The 15892-nt window shown below is 65.3% G+C and carries 19 protein-coding genes; 4 read left to right on the forward strand and 15 right to left on the reverse strand.

Annotated features, from left to right (window positions below; translation table 11 throughout):
- Window positions 1-27: 27 nt before the first annotated feature.
- The 11 genes from C9J87_RS17850 to C9J87_RS17900 form a co-directional block, all read right to left on the reverse strand.
- Complete coding sequence (locus tag C9J87_RS17850; RefSeq protein WP_107706199.1) at window positions 28-264, reverse strand: single-stranded DNA-binding protein; 237 nt, start codon at window positions 262-264, stop codon at window positions 28-30.
- A gap of 414 nt (window positions 265-678) precedes the next feature.
- Window positions 679-1434 carry a DUF429 domain-containing protein gene (locus C9J87_RS17855; protein ID WP_107706200.1) on the reverse strand — a complete coding sequence of 252 codons (756 nt, stop codon included), beginning with the start codon at window positions 1432-1434 and terminating at the stop codon, window positions 679-681.
- Window positions 1435-1494: 60 nt separating this feature from the next.
- Window positions 1495-1929 carry a DUF488 domain-containing protein gene (locus C9J87_RS17860; RefSeq protein WP_107706201.1) on the reverse strand — a complete coding sequence of 145 codons (435 nt, stop codon included), beginning with the start codon at window positions 1927-1929 and terminating at the stop codon, window positions 1495-1497.
- The gene (locus tag C9J87_RS17865) at window positions 1926-2534 is read right to left on the reverse strand and encodes a DUF488 domain-containing protein (protein ID WP_107706202.1); all 609 of its coding nucleotides are present in this window, start codon (window positions 2532-2534) and stop codon (window positions 1926-1928) included. The genes C9J87_RS17860 and C9J87_RS17865 overlap by 4 nt, the downstream gene beginning before the upstream one ends.
- 1 nt (window position 2535) lies before the next feature.
- Window positions 2536-3240 (reverse strand): dual OB domain-containing protein, encoded by a 705-nt coding sequence (locus C9J87_RS17870; protein ID WP_157953253.1) that lies wholly within the window; start codon window positions 3238-3240, stop codon window positions 2536-2538.
- Window positions 3241-3330: 90 nt separating this feature from the next.
- Complete coding sequence (locus C9J87_RS17875) at window positions 3331-5196, reverse strand: NERD domain-containing protein (RefSeq protein ID WP_107706204.1); 1866 nt, start codon at window positions 5194-5196, stop codon at window positions 3331-3333.
- A gap of 232 nt (window positions 5197-5428) precedes the next feature.
- Window positions 5429-7144 (reverse strand): TraM recognition domain-containing protein, encoded by a 1716-nt coding sequence (locus tag C9J87_RS17880; RefSeq protein WP_107706205.1) that lies wholly within the window; start codon window positions 7142-7144, stop codon window positions 5429-5431.
- Window positions 7141-7605 (reverse strand): hypothetical protein, encoded by a 465-nt coding sequence (locus C9J87_RS17885; protein ID WP_107706206.1) that lies wholly within the window; start codon window positions 7603-7605, stop codon window positions 7141-7143. Before C9J87_RS17885 ends, C9J87_RS17880 begins: the two co-directional genes overlap by 4 nt.
- On the reverse strand, window positions 7602-8681 hold the full coding sequence (locus C9J87_RS17890; protein WP_107706207.1) for an ArdC family protein: 1080 nt from the start codon (window positions 8679-8681) through the stop codon (window positions 7602-7604). The genes C9J87_RS17885 and C9J87_RS17890 overlap by 4 nt, the downstream gene beginning before the upstream one ends.
- Complete coding sequence (locus tag C9J87_RS17895) at window positions 8678-10069, reverse strand: ATP-binding protein (RefSeq protein WP_232820102.1); 1392 nt, start codon at window positions 10067-10069, stop codon at window positions 8678-8680. The genes C9J87_RS17890 and C9J87_RS17895 overlap by 4 nt, the downstream gene beginning before the upstream one ends.
- Window positions 10070-10170: 101 nt before the next feature.
- Window positions 10171-10620 carry a hypothetical protein gene (locus tag C9J87_RS17900; RefSeq protein ID WP_107706209.1) on the reverse strand — a complete coding sequence of 150 codons (450 nt, stop codon included), beginning with the start codon at window positions 10618-10620 and terminating at the stop codon, window positions 10171-10173.
- Window positions 10621-10677: 57 nt separating this feature from the next.
- Here C9J87_RS17900 and C9J87_RS20495 point away from each other — a divergent pair, with 57 nt between their 5' ends.
- Window positions 10678-10800 carry a hypothetical protein gene (locus tag C9J87_RS20495; RefSeq protein ID WP_269801760.1) on the forward strand — a complete coding sequence of 41 codons (123 nt, stop codon included), beginning with the start codon at window positions 10678-10680 and terminating at the stop codon, window positions 10798-10800.
- Window positions 10801-10824: 24 nt separating this feature from the next.
- Here the strand turns inward: C9J87_RS20495 and C9J87_RS17905 are convergent, their stop codons facing one another.
- Both C9J87_RS17905 and C9J87_RS17910 read right to left on the reverse strand, forming a co-directional pair.
- The gene (locus C9J87_RS17905; protein ID WP_107706210.1) at window positions 10825-11253 is read right to left on the reverse strand and encodes an EVE domain-containing protein; all 429 of its coding nucleotides are present in this window, start codon (window positions 11251-11253) and stop codon (window positions 10825-10827) included.
- Between the two features lie 72 nt (window positions 11254-11325).
- A complete protein-coding gene (locus tag C9J87_RS17910) occupies window positions 11326-11844 on the reverse strand; it encodes an RNA polymerase sigma factor (RefSeq protein WP_107706211.1) in 519 nt (172 codons plus the stop codon).
- A gap of 139 nt (window positions 11845-11983) precedes the next feature.
- On the opposite strand from C9J87_RS17910, the gene C9J87_RS17915 reads away from it, so the two are divergent.
- The 3 genes from C9J87_RS17915 to C9J87_RS17925 all read left to right on the forward strand — a co-directional run bounded on the left by C9J87_RS17915 (window position 11984) and on the right by C9J87_RS17925 (window position 13250).
- Window positions 11984-12340, forward strand: a complete 357-nt coding sequence (locus tag C9J87_RS17915) for a hypothetical protein (RefSeq protein WP_157953254.1) — start codon at window positions 11984-11986, stop codon at window positions 12338-12340.
- Between the two features lie 92 nt (window positions 12341-12432).
- Window positions 12433-12927 (forward strand): dual specificity protein phosphatase family protein, encoded by a 495-nt coding sequence (locus tag C9J87_RS17920; protein ID WP_157953255.1) that lies wholly within the window; start codon window positions 12433-12435, stop codon window positions 12925-12927.
- Complete coding sequence (locus C9J87_RS17925; protein ID WP_107706214.1) at window positions 12924-13250, forward strand: hypothetical protein; 327 nt, start codon at window positions 12924-12926, stop codon at window positions 13248-13250. Before C9J87_RS17920 ends, C9J87_RS17925 begins: the two co-directional genes overlap by 4 nt.
- Before the next feature lie 6 nt (window positions 13251-13256).
- Here the strand turns inward: C9J87_RS17925 and C9J87_RS17930 are convergent, their stop codons facing one another.
- Window positions 13257-14708 (reverse strand): SCO6880 family protein, encoded by a 1452-nt coding sequence (locus C9J87_RS17930; protein ID WP_107706215.1) that lies wholly within the window; start codon window positions 14706-14708, stop codon window positions 13257-13259.
- A gap of 6 nt (window positions 14709-14714) precedes the next feature.
- On the reverse strand, window positions 14715-15833 hold the full coding sequence (locus tag C9J87_RS20075) for a conjugal transfer protein TrbL (protein ID WP_198652396.1): 1119 nt from the start codon (window positions 15831-15833) through the stop codon (window positions 14715-14717).
- Between the last annotated feature and the right edge of the window lie 59 nt (window positions 15834-15892).

The following is a 15892-nucleotide window of genomic DNA, read 5'->3' on the forward strand; positions in this document are numbered from 1 at the left end:
CCAGTCACCGGTCGAGTTCGAACGCCTTCACAAGACCGCCAACCCGGCGGCATGATCAACACACCCAAACCGTCCGGAGAACCGGTTACAGGTCACCATGTCGTGGAAGGTGGGGTCGAGCTTGGTGAAGTCGCCGTCGATCTCCTTGCGCCACTGCTCAACGCCAACGCGAAGCCGGCAGCACTCGTCGCCCTTCTTGGTGAAGTGAAGCTCCGGCGCCGATGCGACGAAGCCGACCAGGCTCATCTGGGTGGGGATGGACATGTTCTGCTCCTGACACGTTTGCAGCCTCCGCGTGAGACCGCGTTCAGGAGATAGGTGCACATCACACACCGGCGATTGGGAGAGAGAATCAGGCCGCGCTACGGAAGCGTCGTGGGTGTCGGGATGCCCGGCCTCGATGTCCAACGGTCGGTTCGTCAGCGAAACAGCGCCGCGGATTATGTTCCTGACCTATCGTCGGCTGCATGACGTTTGCGTGCCCGACGTGCGGTGACGATCTAATCACCGTTCCGAATAGCGACCCGGCATATGGCCCAGCGACTCTCTATTTCTGCGAAACCGCGGGCGCCGCACATGTTCCGCTCGGATGGAGTCCCGATGACAAGTGACTTACTGGAGCAGTGGAACGATGCCACACCTGGCGATGCGGTGATCGGTGGCAGCTCGACGGGGCCGTCATCCGGCTTCGACTAGCCATCCGCTCGGGTCGCAGCTGACGTGGATCCAGCCCTCCCGCCGCCCGGCTGCGAGCTCGTCATCAGGCGGGCCAACGGTCAAGCCCAGGTCCCGCGCCCTCGCGACCAGAGCACAAACGATGGCGTCACAAACATCGTCGCTGGCGAAATGGCTGACGAGGTGATCGTCAGCGGTGAGGAAAGGGAAGTTGGACTGCAACTCAGACCAGGTCTGCTTCGCCTTCCCGAACCCCCACGCGGCCAGGGCCGCTGACGGGTACGTTTCGCAAACGTTCCCGTCAAGGCCAGCTCGGTCGATCGGGACACCGAGGGAGGCGAGCTGGGCCTCGACCAACGTCCACATCGCAGCGGTCGCGCCGAGCAATTGGAAGGACGCTGGTAGCGGACGAGTTTTGATCCGGGGGTCGTCGGTCAAGAAGCGATCCGTGAGCCGCTGGGCGACCTGTCGGGTCCGCCACTGTTCCCAGTTTTCCAAGGTCGGGACGGCCTCAACAGGCAAGGGTCCTTGGTGCCGATCGGCTATGAGGGCGACGAACAGGTCGGGCCAACCGAATGGGACGTCGACCGCCCAAGTACTTTCCTGGTTTTCGGCGATGAGGGGCGCGATGTCAGCTGCTCGAAGGGGGTGACGCACGTCGATCACACGGGCCTCGCCGGGGATCGACCAGTCGAGCGCGACGGCAGCAGTCTTGGCCTTGTTCGTGGACACGTCGAGGCCCCAGCTCAGCGCATCCATGACCTATATCTTCGCCTGATTCAACGAGGGAACGTTTCGCGGCTCGCCGCGGCCCCTCTGTCAGAGGTGCTCGATTGTGACGTCGTCCCAGCGCTCGGCCAGGTACTCGGCAACCAACCGGCGGTGGCACTGGTGCGGCGTCGCCTCGCTGCAAAGCAAAACAGCATTGTGGAGAATTGAAGGTGAGATCCGGTCCTCGATACGTCGCTCGGCGATGAGGTCGAGGAACCACCGCTCGTAGTCATCCCAACGCGCGCCGTGTTTCTTGTAGTCGTCGAGCATGGACTTCGTCGGGGCGAGCTCAAGCTCGTGTCGGTAGTCCATGCCACAAATCTCAGTGAGGAAGTAGGCAAGGTCATCGCGCTTCGCGAACCCGGCCAACTGCGAAACGTTGTTGAGTCGGACGTCAACGAGCCGCTCAGCGCCGGACTTCTGGAGTAGCCCGAAGAAGGTGCTGGCCGACTTCTTAGTGAATCCGATTGTGTAGAGCTTCATCCCGGCTGGACCTCGCCGAGCGACAAGTCTTTGTCGACATAGGCGATGCGCTGCTCTTGCCGCGCGAGAGCCTCGCCAAGCAACTCCTCGCGTGTGTGGAACAAGTCGTCCTGATCGAGTCCGAATCCCGACATCAAGCGTTGCATCGCGACGTCATGAGACTCAAGGAGCCCGTCTCCGTGGATGTGCGCTACCGACGCACCCCGCTCGGCCAGAACCCTCGATACGAGAACCGTGCGGTGACAATCCAAGGGTTCCTGCTCGGCGCACAAGATGGCGATGCGTTCGGAAGTTGCGCCGTTCAGCAGCCTCTCGATCCCCTCACCGAACGGGACCGTCTGCGCGAGTCGGTCGTACTGAACTTGGCCTTCGATGTAGCACGAGCGATCGTCGGATCGGGCCCCGAGCTCCTTCCCTAGGAACACGTACTTGATGTCGACGTCCGCCAGTGATCGTTTCAGAGCATCCCGATTGAACTGTGGGGTAAATCTGCTGGCGGGGACGGATCGAACGTCGGCTACAGCCGTGGCACCGTGCTTGGAGAGCAGACTGAGGAAGTGCTCGATCACATGGGTGGAATGCCCAATCGTGAGGATCTCTCCCATCTCAGGTCCCTTCCGCCGCTCGCTCCTGAGTGATCACCGCAGCGATTAATTTGTAACAGTATCCGTCATCTGCGCGCTCCCCGAGGCTCATCGTTGCGTAGCAGTCGCCGACGTCGTAGGTTCCATCGGCCTGCGCGAGGTAGTGCCGCTCGACTACGGGATCAGTCATCCACACGCGGTATGACGTGCCCAAGTACGTGAAGCCACCCTGGACGCGGCGCTTGGGATTGTTGAAATCAGCGCCTGGCGCGAAGACGCGAATGGTCAAGTCTGGCACCCGAATCAGCCGGAGTGAGTTGGCGAACCCATCCGCGTGCGACGCCCATACGCGGTCATTGATGCCGTGACGCGTCGGCGGTGCATCGTCAGGCCAGAGTGGTTCTTGGTCGTCTTCCAGGGGTGCCAACTCCTCCCAAGTGGCCCGGCCCCTCGGCATCCAATAGCTCTCGGGGTCGAGGAGCCAGTTCTCCGCTTGGTAGCCGTCTGGAGCAGCGGCGAGAAGTGGGATCTCCACGACGTCGAGGACGCGCGTGTCGGAGCCGTCGGGATACTGCCTCTCGTACTCGGAAACCTCAGCGCCGGGTCGGTCGCTCACTGGCCGCACCCACTCGACGGGGAGTCCTTCGACGATCTCGAGACCGGCGATACAGCGGCCATTGTGCTTGCGCGAGTTGGCCAAGCACACAACTAGTTTGGTTGTCGCCATGTCAATCTCCTTCAGACGCCCAACTCGCGGCCCGGCCGACTCTCAGCCTAGGGAACCGGCCGACAACCCCGAGATGCGAGGCGATGGCGCTCAGAGCACCGCTTGCATCAACCGCTGGTACTCGCCCACCGACGAGACCAAGAAGTCGACGTACGCACGTTCCTGTTCGACCGGAGCGCATAGGACCGTCGTGCCAAGGCGTCCGCGTGTCAGCGCGACATAGAGCATCGCCCTGCTGACGTCGCCTTCAGCCTTGGTCTTGGGCTCCCAAAAGGCGTAGCCGAGATCGAGGAGTAGGACGCGGCTAGCCTCGATACCTCGCGCCGACGAGTACGAGACCAACCGGACGTGGCCCTCAGGCAGAACGATGCTCTTGTTTGCCTCCAGCGTCTGGTCAAGATAGGGAACTCCCATCAGGTCCAGTGCCTTGCGGACCGTGCCAAGGTTCACCGCGTCGTTCTTGGTCCGCGCGACCAGGATGGCGAGGTCGCGTGGTCGGCGCTCGCGGTCGAGCCGATCGAGTAGCTCGGTCAAGACATCCTGGAAGCACTGGTCCTTGCCGGGCGGGTACTTCCAGAAGCGGACATCGATCAGCTCGGTGGGATCGGGCACTGCCTCGATCTCCAGGTCAAGCGTTCCCTGGCTGGAAGGTCGCTGGATCGCACGCGTTGAATACCAAGGAGCGATGCGCTCCGTCGAGGGTGCGATATCCCGCACCGACCGCGCAATCTGGAGAGCCGCACTCGCTGCTCGCCGTGAGGTCGTCAACTTCACCAACGAGCCAACTTGCCCGGCGCGCTCTCTGGCCTTCAACAGAAGTGGTGCGGGTGTGCCCTCGCTGTAGAGTTCCTGGCCTGGACCGTCGGCAAGGAACCATCGGGCATCGTCCTTGGCAACCAGCTGAATGTTGTCGAACGCCCATTCAGAGAGATCCTGCGACTCGTCGACACAGACGGTGTCGTAGAGGTCCGCCATGACGGTTGCGTCGTCGCCGGCCAGTGTCGTCAGCCGCCCGACGGGGATGATGTCGATATGGGAGGCAAGCTCGTCCCCGACGTCCTCGTGGGCGAGCATCCCCTCGAGAAAGCTCGCCAAGACGAGGTTGAAGCACGTGAACAACACACGGCGGCCATTCCGCGCGTGTTCGAGGGCAAGGCGCATGAGCTCGATCGTCTTGCCCGTGCCCGGGGCACCCTCGAAGATCACGACGCGCGGATCCGTTGGGCCGAGATACGCCCGGTCCCGTGGTGTCTGCTCGACGACAGCCGGAGCCTTTTGGCCAGGCGCCGAGGCTCTGACAACGCGCTGGATTGCGACCTTCGCGCGCTCTGCATCTGCGGACGACGGCTGGGGCTTTCGAGTGACCGCTTCGTCGATGGATAGGTGGCTGACGAGGAAGTCAATCTGCTGAGCATCCGGTAGCGCACGCTCGCCGTAGATGCTCTGGAGTTGGCGACGCAAGGACTCAGTCGACTCAAGGTCGTCCGCGAACAGGAACCAGCTCTCGGCCAGCTCGATCAACTGGCTGCTGGCAGCGAAGGCTTCCTCGAATTGAGCAAAGGTGATCTTCGGGAGCGCCACGACGTGCTTCATGAATGGATACGGGTGCCGATGGTTGCTGCCCTGGGCGTGCTTCTGCAGGTAGTTCCGGAGCGAGTTCATGCCGCTGCGCGCCTGCTCCAGCGGGTGCTTGGTCTGCACGCCGCTGGGATAGCGGATCTTGCAGGTCTTGGGACCCATCTCCTCGATCTGATCGAGAATGATGGCCTTGATCTCGATGGCAAAGGCGCCCAAGTTCGGTGCGGCAAGTAGGAGGTCACACTCGTCCCCAGAACCCAGGGTGTGGCTGTTGAGCTCGGTCCAGACGTGGGTGTCATCGCCGAGTAGCTCCTCGACGCGGCTGACGAACGCCAGTTCACCTCGATTGCTCGGCCGAGGCGTGTGCAAGACCGCCATTCGTCCCCCGTCCTCCGGCCATTGCTGGGCGGCAACACCCCCGCACCGGAAACGGTAGTGGGCGCCGTGCGGATCGACCGGCGATTACCCAGACTGGTGCGTTCAGGAGGACGCCTGGCAGTTGTGACCGATGGCGGGGCATCCGTGCCTGGTTGTAGTCGGACCACCTTTCGCAGCGCCTCCGCCAGGGTCACGGAGAAGTCCAATGCCGAGGCCTCCGTGCGTCCTCCGGCTAGCGAGCCGTCCACTGTCGGAGGTCCGCCACGATCGGCGGCGCGCTTCGCAGCAGCACGAGGCCGGTGCCGAACGGCAAGGTCCGAATCCTCTCCGGCGGCATGACGGACACACGCCGAGTCGAGCGCTGCAGCGAGCGCTGCCCATAGTCGCCGATGGTGATCGAGTCGGATCGTTCGTCCCGTTCGCCGATGAGCACGGACAGCTCCTGGAGGTCCCGCGACGCCGAAGCACCGCCCAGGATGACCTTCACGATGGAGGCGTCCCAGATGGTGCTGGCGGCGTGGTCGCCCCACCGATTTCGGGCCTGGGAAAGCGACTGCAAGACGGGCATGGTCGTGATGCCCGTGCCGCCCCCTTCCGCCATGAGGACTGGCAGGGAGGGGAGTGGGGACAGGTTGCCGATCTCGTCGAGGGCGAGAAGGAGTGGCGGGTCGAGCCGGGCGCCGTGGGAGGCTGCCGCCATGTGACGTGCGACTTCGGCGAGGTCTTCCATGAAGGCTGCGACGAGGGGCCATGAGGCGCCGGCTCCAGCGCCCGTGGCCAGCAGGTACAGAGTCCCGTTCCGCTCAAGGAACGTGCGGGGGTCGAACTCTTCGCCTGGGTCTGGGTTCACGGCGTCGAGGACGGCTGGGTCGGCGAGTGAGGCGAGTGCCTGGCCGACTGCCATCCAGATCGAATCTCGGGTTCGCGGGTCGGAGTTGATCATTCCCTCAAGGGAGTCCGACCAGCCGGGCGCTGCCTGGGGGTGGCTGGCCAGGATGCCGACTGCATCGGCCGCAGCTGGCGCGGACAGAGACCACTCGAACAGCGCGCGGGTCGAGAGGCGCTCGATCGCGGCGGCATGGAGCAGGGCCTGGATCGCCGATCGGGCTTTGCCCTCCCAGAAGCCTCCGGACTCCACACCGCCGGACGAGAGTCCGGTTGTTGACGCGAGGCCCGAGGCGCGGATCATCGCCGTGAGTGGGTGCTCGCAACCTCGGATGGGCGACCACCGCACGCCGTTGCCCTCGACCTCGCATAGGCCTTCGGTGAGGCGTTGCGGATCGAAGACCGCAACGGGCCCGCGCTTCTGGCGAGCGCGGATCGTCGCGGCGATGTTGTCGGGGCGGGTGGAGGTTGTGACCACGGCGCCCGGTGCGTCAAGTATCGCGTTTATGACGAGGTGTAGTCCCTTGCCGGAACGGGGAGGGCCGATGACGAGGATCGAATCCTCGACGGAAGCCCAGACCTCGCGGCCACGGCATCGCCCAAGAAGGTAGCCGACGTCCTCAGCGTTCGGCTTCGGGATCGACGGACGCAGGGTTCGCCCTCGACGTACGAGGGCCCTCTTCGATGCGGCGGCGTCGATGTCGCGGCGCGTGGCCGTGCCTTGGAGTCGGTGTGGATCCCGGGCGCTTCGATGGCGGAATCGCGCTGCGAAAGACCATCCGACCCAGACGATGACGGCAAGGGCGCCGAAAAGCAGGAGAACGACAACCCAGTACGTGATAGCGGAGAGGCCCGGCGCTCCAAGCGCTTGAGCCGGGTGGGCTGGATCCGTCACGAGTCGCAGCCCGGACGCGACGCCTCCCGTTGGCGCCGCCTGACCAGTGACGAGCGCCGCGACCGTCCCCGCAGCGCGGAGGAGGACGGCGAGCGCGAACGCGACAACCAGCCCGATCAGGGCGAGGTTCACCAGTTCGTCGTTGGCGCTCCGGGCGGCCGGGTTCATGCAGTTGCCTCGATGGGTGCCACCGTTTGGGAGCTGAGGCCCAGCAGGACGAGACCGCCACGCGTTGATGCCAGTAGTGCCGGCGGAAGGTGGATCGAGGTGTTGCCATCGGAATCGGCCGCCTGTCGCGCGACGACGTACGCGAGCGCGACCTCCTCCCCAGGGCGGAACCCGGCGCCGGCGAGCGCGGGAGTCGTTAACGGTGGTTGGGGCTCCTCGGATGCCGGCGCCGGGGGATCAGGGGGCGTTGCGATATCGGCGTACGACGCACCGCCGGCCTCGCGCACCTCGACGCGTACCGCGGTCCCGAGGTTTGTGGTGATCTCATCGAGGACCAATCGCAGTTCGGCGCGGCCGAGGTGTCGATCGTTCGCATAAGGCTCGCCATCGACGGCTACAAGGAGTCGCCCGTCGGCGGTCACGTCCGCGCGGACCGTGCTGAGGACGATGGGGATCTTCATAGCCCGAGCACCGTCTCGACGCGGCGTACGGCGGTGACGACCGGCGACCTGCCGGACCGATGGCTGAGCGCTTCACGGTCGAGGCCAGGTGGGTTGCCGTCGCCGATCTTCTGAGTATCGAGCTTCTCGAGGATCCCGAGCGCGGTCTTCCTGACTCGCTCGGCGGTCGACTGGACGACCTCGACCGGAGTCTTCCCCGGGACGCTTGCAGCCCAGGTCGAAACGTAGGGAACGGTGTACGACGAGGTATCGAGCCCGTGAGCGGCGCTGACCATCAACGCGATCGACTCGGCTTCTACCTCGGCGATCCCGCGGTGCAGGGTCGCGTCTGCCGCAAGGTCGGTGGACATCACGTTCTCGCGAGGAGCATGGGCCAGGCAGTGGCCGAGTTCGTGGGCCAGCGTCTTGACCTGTGCGGCGTCGTCCATGTCCATCCGGATCGAGACCTCGCGGGACATGAAGTCGGTCAAACCGTTGGCCCCGCCGATCGCAGCAGCGGACGAGACCAACCTGAGCTCGAACCCCTGGTCGGTGATCTGGTCCGCGAGGCCATCCCAAAGGCCAGCGGGAGCCTCGCCTTGAAGCAGGCTCGGGCGAGGGAGTTCAGGGACCGGGTCCCCGGCGGTCTGAGAGACGTCCCAGACGTGGGTCTGTTTGAGGCCGATGAGTTTCGACCTCACCGTCTCTCCGACACCCGGCTTTTCGCCGCGTGCTAGGCGGTGCCAGGACGTCGCATCCGCGGGGTTCCGGGAGGCGAACCGGGCAGTGACCGGGGCGAGGATGCCGTACCCGTGCTGGCCCTTCTCGACGTGCCGACCGAGTGAGAGCCATTGGTGGAAGCCGGCGACGTACGTCGGGGACGGGTCAGGCACCCGACCTTCGTTGTAGGCCGCGAAGTGCTGTGCCGCGATCAGCATCGAGTTCCCAAAGCTGCGCCCTCGAAACTGGGCGGCGAACGTCAGCGCACGCTTCCAGTCCTCCCCGGTGACGAGAGCGGCGACGGAGTTTGAGAGTTGTTCTTGCAGCGCCTCGAGCTTTGCCTCGCGGGCGGCTCGGGCACGAACCTGAGTGGTCATGACTCTTGGCCTCCGGACATTCTCGAAGAGGTATCGAAGACATCGAGCTCGGCGGGATGCATCTGGTGCTGCACGACGAACGACCGGTTCTTGATCCGCCACAGCCCCTGCCCGGTGCCGAGTGCGGGGATCAACGACTGCTCGGTGCCGGTGAGCCCCAGCGCTGCGGAGGTGGCGCCGAGCTGATCGGACTCCTGGCGGTAGACGATCCGGGTCTCCGCGTTGGCCAACAGCGAGGAGGCCAGCGCCCGCATCGCCGAGCCCTGATCGCCGACGTTGTCGAGGTCGGTGAGCTTGTGGAAGATCAGCATGTTCGCGATGCCGTAGTGCCGAGCGAGCCGCCAGTGGGCGTCCATCCGGCGCAGCAACGCCGGGTGGGACATCAGGCGCCAAGCCTCGTCGTACACGACCCATCGTTGGCCCCCGTTGGGGTCCATCAAGGCGGACTCCATCCACGCCGAGGCACAGGTCATCAGCACTGAGATGAGCGTCGCGTTCTCGGTGACGCGAGAGAGGTCGAGCGAGATCATCGGCAGCAAGGGATCGAAGGTCACCGTCGACGGTCCGTCGAACAGTCCGGCCAGGTCGCCGGCCACAAGACGACGGAGGGCGTGGCCCACGAGACGGCCGTCTTCGGTCAGTCGCCCGTCCGGATCGTCAGCCGAGTCAGGGGCAAGCAGGCGGTCTACGACCATCGGGAGAACCGGTACGTCGGCACAGCGGACTGTGCGGTCGATTGCGATGTCGACGGCGGTGTGTTCGAGCGGGGTGAGCCGACGTTCAAGGACTGTCTCGGCGAGGGCGCCGACTAGGTCGCGGCGTCGGGAGCCGATTTGCCCAGCCCATTCGGCGTCGTCGAGTCCGGAGGGGCGGTGGCCCTCGTCGAGGGGATTGAGGCGATTCGGCATTCCGTGGCCCAGCGCGATGGCTCGGCCACCGACAGCTTCCGCAACTGCGGTGTGTTCTCCCTTGGGATCGCCAGGGACATAGACGCGGCGCCCGAACGGGATCGACCGCGTGTAGAGGCTTTTGGCTAGGCAGGACTTGCCGGAGCCGACGATTCCGGCGAGGACGAGGTTCGGGGCGGTGATCAGGCCGCGGGCGTAGAGGATCCAGGGGTCATAGACGAAGGAGCTCCCCGAATAGAGGTCCTGGCCGACGAATACCCCCTCGCTGCCGAGGCCGCCTTCAGCGAGGAACGGGTAGGCGCCGGCGAGGGTGGCGGAGGTGTCTTGGTGGCGGGGGACTCGGAGCCGGCCTGGCGTGCGCAAGGCCGAGGGTCCTGGTTCGCCAGAGCGGGGGAGCAGTACGGTCGAGCGCTTCTCGGCGCTGAGTTCGTCGGCCTTGCGTCTGGCGACATTGCGCCGTTCGTCGCGGTCTTCTGTCATCAACGCCTGCGCGGCGGCCTTGCGAAGCTTGCGATCACGCCGTCGTTCCCGGCCGGGGGAGACGAGGACGGACGAGTGCAGTCGACCGTCCTGCCAACCGGTCACAGCGACAGCCCGGACTCGTGAGAGGGCCGCTGGACAGGCGAAGGGGTCGGGTAGTCGTGGATGCCGTAGGCGATGGTCGCCTCGATCTCGTGGGCCCGGTCGACGCATTCCGCAACCTGTTGGATCATTTCGGCCGCGCGATGTAGCTCCCACGACTCCCTGTACGACGCAGCGCGACCGACGTGCGCATCGCCATTTACCCAGGCTCGCTTGCACGTTGGGCCGTCCTGGAAGTCGCCGAGCTGATGCAGTGCTTGGGACAGCGAGGCCAGGGCAGTGCTGATCGAGCCGAGGACGGGATAGATCGCCGTCGGATCGTCGACCGATCGCGTCGCATGAGCAAGACCGCGGACTGCTTCGCGGAGTTCATCGGCATCGGCGACCGGGTCGCTGAAGGTGGGCATCGGAGCCTCCTCGATCGATTGGTTCTCATCGATGAGGTGCACGTGGTGCTCCGCCGTGTCGACGAAGCACCACGCGTCGGTTGTCCTAGCCTTGAGCGCATGTCCGATCTGACGGAGCCGTGCCCGAACTGCGACACGATGATGCGCTGGGAGACCTCCCACGAGCGTTGCGACGGCTGCGGCTACATCCGGCCGTGCTGCGAAGGCGCTCCCTGCAACTAAGTGGCCCCTGCCGAGTCGCCACGATCAGGCGTCCGACTCCGCGCGGTCGAAGATGGCGTTGTACTGGTCCTCAGACAGCTCGAACGGATTGCGCACGTTGGCCTGGTCGAATGGAAACTCGGCGAATGCCGGCTGCTCCTTGAGCTCTGAGCGGTGCACGTTCCGATCGAGGAAGCCATCGAACCTGACCGGGAACGCTGGGCGCGGCCCGTTTCCACGGTCCGGCTCCCGGTAGGACATCGGGTGATGAGCAAGCGCCTCTGGGCCATCGATCTGGCCGGCGCCCCACGCGAAGGCGTCTCGTCCCTGGACCCACAAGAGGACCTGGTCGCCGGGGCCCGCTTCGTGTCGGTGGTTTCGGAACGGCAGGCTCAGTAGATCGCCTCCGCTTTCGAGGTGCGCGAGCACCTCTGCCACGGTGTCCTCGCTCAGTTGGAACAGGTAGTAACGCATGGAGCCCTCCGTTGAGTGTCGTGAACTGGGGTCATTGGAGGAGACGGGCGAGGGCCGAATGTGTCAACGACCCTAGAACTCGAGATCGCGCTCGGGGAAGGCTTCGCGCACCTTCTTCCGCGCGACAGAGATCTTCTGACGAGCTGACTTCTCGGTGTAACCGTGCTTCGCCGCGACATCCTTGATCTTCATCCCTTGCGCTGCATCGAGGATCAGTCGCAACTCGGACGTGGACAGGATGTCGGGCAGTTGGCGCACGAGTGATCCCAGTGCTTTCCGGGCTCGTCCCTGCGCGCTAGGGGATGGCTCGTGGAACTCGCTGGGCCAACCCTGCTGGCGTGGACCTGGCGCCGAGAGAGGCAACTCAGTCCAGCCTTCTGGCGCGTCGCCACGATGAGCGTCAATGGCCAGGTTTCGGGCCACCGTACGGATCCACGCTCCCGGATTCGCGGGCGTCTCCTCCTGGGCCCACAGCCGCAGAACCGCTTCCTGAGCCAGGTCCTCCAGTTGCGCGGCAGGAGCGCCGGCCTTGCGAGCCGCGCGCAGTGCCCGCGCGTGAAGGAGTTTGTACGTGGCGTTGTCGATCTCCATCGGCGTTGGCGCCTCCTCACTTCTGCGAACGCTACGGCTCCGCCCGAAAACTGGGGACGGATTCGTTCCATTGACACTTTCGCGGCACCACCGTCCTCCAAGACGAGCCCGGATGGACCGGGCAGATCAGGAGCAGGACATGAGGACAGTACGACTGGATAGGGACGAGTTCGTCGGCACCGTGCAGCAAAATCGCGACAACCACCGCTCGGTCTTCGAGGAAGCCCTCGATGGCTACCGAGACCGATGGATCAAGGAGCTGGAGCGACGACTCCACGACGTACGCCGCGGTCGGGAGATCAACCAGTACTTCAGCCTTCCTGAGCCGGAAGACCACACCGACGACTACGACCGCATCCTCACGATGGCGCGGATGTCGGTCGACGATGTGATCGAGCTCAGCGAGGACGAGTTCGCGATGTACGTGATGGATCAGTGGTCGTGGAAGAGCAACTTCACTCGCACCACGACCATGTACACCGGGCGGCAGCGATGAGGGGCGAGTTGCAGCACGCCAATGCGAGCAGGGTGACGAGCCAACTCTGGATCGGCGGAGACCTCGAGGTACTCCGTCCGACGCTGGCAGCCGTGCAGCTGCACGAGTTGGACGACATCGGAATCACCGACATCGTCGATGTCCGTCTGGAATGGAACGACGAGGAGTGGGTGATGGCGGCCAAGCCCCACCTCCGTTACCACTGGCTCGGTGTCGATGACGCCGGACAGGCCATGCCTCATGAATGGTTCGACGAAGGGACCGAACGGATCAGGGCGGCACTTTCGGACAACGGATCAGTGCTCGTTCACTGCCACATGGGGATCAACCGCGGGCCGTCCATGGGTTTCGCCGCCATGTTGTCCCTTGGGTGGGACCCGATCAAGGCGCTCGACCGTATTCGAGAGGCGCGTCCGATCGCGTACATCGGATACGCCGAAGATGCCCTGGACTGGTGGTTAGTCAAGAACGACTTCAGCGTGGTCGACCTCAACCGAGCCCAGGGACGGATCCGCCAGTGGCGCCGCGACAACTACCTCGACGTCGCACACGTGATCCGGAAGGTCCGCCTTGGGGAGGGAGCATGAGCTCCTGGGATGACCTGACGGCGCTCGTCGGCTTCGCGGTCGATGAGGAGGAACAGGTCTGGATGTGGACTGACGATCCGGCCAGCGTCGACTGGAGTGTCACGGTCCGCCAGCGATGGCGGGGCGTCGAGACAGTCGAGACGCCACGTCGGCATCCTGCCGTTGAACTCAGTTGGTTCGAAACCTCGGAGTGGACGCCGGGGCACCCAGAAACGGGGTGGGGTGGGAGCTTCACGGCATTCAGCGGCTGGCGAGTCGATCGGGACCGCATAGTCGGCATCGACATCGACTTTGGCGATGGGCGTGTGCTGAGCGTGCCATGACCCTCCTCAGCAAGATCGGGCGAGCGGGAGAGCTGCGACTCCGAATCCCTGGGCCTGTTGTCCCCAGAGCCGCCGCGTCTCACACGATGCCTGGATGGCTGCCTGCTCGATCGCGGCGACGGCGCGCTCGAGTTCGTCAGGGTCGGCGGCGCTGACGGCAACGAACCCGGTCACGCGGAGAACGCCGTGGCCAGCGGTGAGGTCGGCCTCCTGTTGAAGGACGTCCTGGTACTCCGCCGTCTGCTGTGCGTCCTCGATCTGGCCGATCTTCTGGCGCTGCGCTGCGTCGGAGATGTATTCGGTCTTCTTCTTGCGGATGTCGCGGGCTGCTCGGTCGGTGCGCATCGGCGTGTACAGGAGCGTGAAGGTGCGGCGGATCCCCGACGAGAGCAGCAACGGGGCGAGGAACCCCGGGTACACGAGGGAGCGCGGCCACTCGCTGATCCAGAGGACGCAGTGGTGGGCCGAGTCGCTTCGCAGGCTGCCCCAGGATTCGGTGACGGCGACCGGGCCAGCCGTGGCCAGGTCGCGGCCGATGTCGCCGTGGCGCTCCAATGCCCCCGCGACAGCGGGGTCGTAGGCCGAGCGCAGGATCAGGGCCAGGTCGCCGGGCGTCAGCCACTTGGACGGGGAGAGATCAGCCGAGCGGAGGGCGGCGAACATCGTTGCCATCTCCTGACGGAGTACGGCGGCTGCCCCACGGTTGCCGCCTCCGGCTGCTCGGATCGCGCGGCCGGCAGTCTTGAGGTCGAGTGAGATCGAGATGGTGCTCGCATGACGTTCACCGGCCGGTCCGGCGCGCTCGACGAGTTCGCCGTACGTCGTCGATGCCCAGGTGTCGGACCGGCTGCCGTGCTGCTCCCACCAGTCCGCCAGACCCTTACCCGAGTCCGGGAGCGTCCGCTCCATCACCTGTACCGACGCCAACCGGCCAGACCGACAAGCCGTGGCGAGGACGCGACCCCACGACACCACGCGCCGTTCCTGCTCAGCTGGGTCGAGGAGTACGAAGGCCGGGTGGGAGACGCCCACGATCGCGGTCAGGGTCGCGACGTGCGGATCATGCACCATCACCGCTCCCGTCTCGGGATCAACCCACTGACGCAGGCGGGCGGCATCGCCTGGGAGCGCGAGGGTGCCAGCGGGGCGTGGCCTCACGATGCGCCGCCGGTAGAGCAGTTGCGCGCCGGTCGAGCGCCACATCCAGCGTGCGCCGATCGGAGTCCACTCGATCAGCTTCCTTCCGCCGACGCTGACGAACGCCAGACCGACGAAGACTCCGATGATCGGGAACGCCATCACGACAGCGCCGACGTACAGGCCGAGGATCAGCGTCGCGGCGGCCAGACTCGCCATCACCAGCTGCGGTCCGGACAGCCCCAGAAGTACGCCGCGGCGGGTGAGTCGAGAGAACTTGAGCGGCGTCACGCGCGGTTCGGTGTTGGCGGAGGTGCTCACGAAGGCTCACTTCCGTCCGACGGGCTCGGCGAGCGTCGACTCGGCGATCGGTAGCGGGACAGAGGAAGGCGCGGCCGTTTCGTGGGCTGCGGCCTGTCCGCTCGCTTGCGCAGCCACGAACCCGCCGAGCCGCGGCCCAGCGGCGGCGGCCTCCTTGGCGACGACGGCCCCCGCCGCGACGGCGCCACCCGCTGCTGCAGCACCTCCACCGGACGCTCCACCAGTACCAGCACCACCGCCACCGCCGCCACCGGCAGCGGGCATCGAGCCACCACCGGACGGCTCGGTTGCGGGGGAGCCGCCGGGCGTCGTACCTCCTCCGCCGTCACCCAGAATCTTGGCTGGCTCACTGCCGGTGCGCCGAGACAACGGAATCGGCATAGGGCGGTTGAGGGAGGCTTTGGCCTCCTGCTCGGCGGACATCGCGTGGTACATGTCGAAGCCCATGAAGGCGATGGCCTTGTAGCTCAGGTAGGGCGCGAACCCGGCCATCAGCATGAGCACGACGCCGGCCATCGGCTGGCTGACCGACTCCAGGTCGGCGTCAATCGGTGCCGAGACCTGAGCCGTCGCGAGCAGGAAGATCACGACGAGGACGACCTTGGACAGGATCATCGCGATCACGAACATGGCCCAGCGGCTGACCCAACTGCGTGTGTGGTCCCAACTCGATCCGGCGAGCGCGATCGGTGCGAACACGATCGCGATTAGCAACAGGGCTTTGCGGATCAGCAGGCTGATCCAGACCACCATCGCGCCCACGATGGCCAGGCTGGCGAGGAAGATCGTCAAGATCGAGCCGGCGCCAGGAGCCGCGAGGTTGATGGTGCCCAGCCCCGCGGCGAGTACGGCGATCTTGTCGCCCATCTCGTTCATGTTGGTGCCCGCGGCGTTGACGATCCCGATGCACAGTTGATCGGTGACCTCGAGCGCAGTGCCGAGAAGTGCCAGCGCCACGAAGGAGCCCAGAATCGACTTTGCAAGACCGAGCGCGGCTCTGGAGAGTGCAGCGGGTTCGCGGCGGATCATGCCGCCGATGACCTGGAGCATGAAGAAGCCAAGCATCACGAAGACCGCGATACCGAACATGATGTTGTAGACCTTCGTGTACTCGCCGCTGGTCACGTCGACGTACGTCGTGGAGTCGATGACCTTCCACACGGACGTGAACATCCACTCGGCTG

Origin of the sequence: Nocardioides allogilvus (genome assembly GCF_003047285.1) — a bacterium.
GTDB classification, from domain to species: domain Bacteria; phylum Actinomycetota; class Actinomycetes; order Propionibacteriales; family Nocardioidaceae; genus Nocardioides; species Nocardioides allogilvus.

What these genes read in the sequence shown, in the direction of transcription:
- C9J87_RS17850 (WP_107706199.1), bottom strand. Translation starts at nt 264, where the DNA reads ATGTCCATCCCCACCCAGATGAGCCTGGTCGGCTTCGTCGCATCGGCG.
- C9J87_RS17855 (WP_107706200.1), bottom strand. Translation starts at nt 1,434, where the DNA reads ATGGATGCGCTGAGCTGGGGCCTCGACGTGTCCACGAACAAGGCCAAG.
- C9J87_RS17860 (WP_107706201.1), bottom strand. Translation starts at nt 1,929, where the DNA reads ATGAAGCTCTACACAATCGGATTCACTAAGAAGTCGGCCAGCACCTTC.
- C9J87_RS17865 (WP_107706202.1), bottom strand. Translation starts at nt 2,534, where the DNA reads ATGGGAGAGATCCTCACGATTGGGCATTCCACCCATGTGATCGAGCAC.
- C9J87_RS17870 (WP_157953253.1), bottom strand. Translation starts at nt 3,240, where the DNA reads ATGGCGACAACCAAACTAGTTGTGTGCTTGGCCAACTCGCGCAAGCAC.
- C9J87_RS17875 (WP_107706204.1), bottom strand. Translation starts at nt 5,196, where the DNA reads ATGGCGGTCTTGCACACGCCTCGGCCGAGCAATCGAGGTGAACTGGCG.
- C9J87_RS17880 (WP_107706205.1), bottom strand. Translation starts at nt 7,144, where the DNA reads ATGAACCCGGCCGCCCGGAGCGCCAACGACGAACTGGTGAACCTCGCC.
- C9J87_RS17885 (WP_107706206.1), bottom strand. Translation starts at nt 7,605, where the DNA reads ATGAAGATCCCCATCGTCCTCAGCACGGTCCGCGCGGACGTGACCGCC.
- C9J87_RS17890 (WP_107706207.1), bottom strand. Translation starts at nt 8,681, where the DNA reads ATGACCACTCAGGTTCGTGCCCGAGCCGCCCGCGAGGCAAAGCTCGAG.
- C9J87_RS17895 (WP_232820102.1), bottom strand. Translation starts at nt 10,069, where the DNA reads ATGACAGAAGACCGCGACGAACGGCGCAATGTCGCCAGACGCAAGGCC.
- C9J87_RS20495 (WP_269801760.1), top strand. Translation starts at nt 10,678, where the DNA reads ATGTCCGATCTGACGGAGCCGTGCCCGAACTGCGACACGATGATGCGC.
- C9J87_RS17905 (WP_107706210.1), bottom strand. Translation starts at nt 11,253, where the DNA reads ATGCGTTACTACCTGTTCCAACTGAGCGAGGACACCGTGGCAGAGGTG.
- C9J87_RS17910 (WP_107706211.1), bottom strand. Translation starts at nt 11,844, where the DNA reads ATGGAGATCGACAACGCCACGTACAAACTCCTTCACGCGCGGGCACTG.
- C9J87_RS17915 (WP_157953254.1), top strand. Translation starts at nt 11,984, where the DNA reads ATGAGGACAGTACGACTGGATAGGGACGAGTTCGTCGGCACCGTGCAG.
- C9J87_RS17925 (WP_107706214.1), top strand. Translation starts at nt 12,924, where the DNA reads ATGAGCTCCTGGGATGACCTGACGGCGCTCGTCGGCTTCGCGGTCGAT.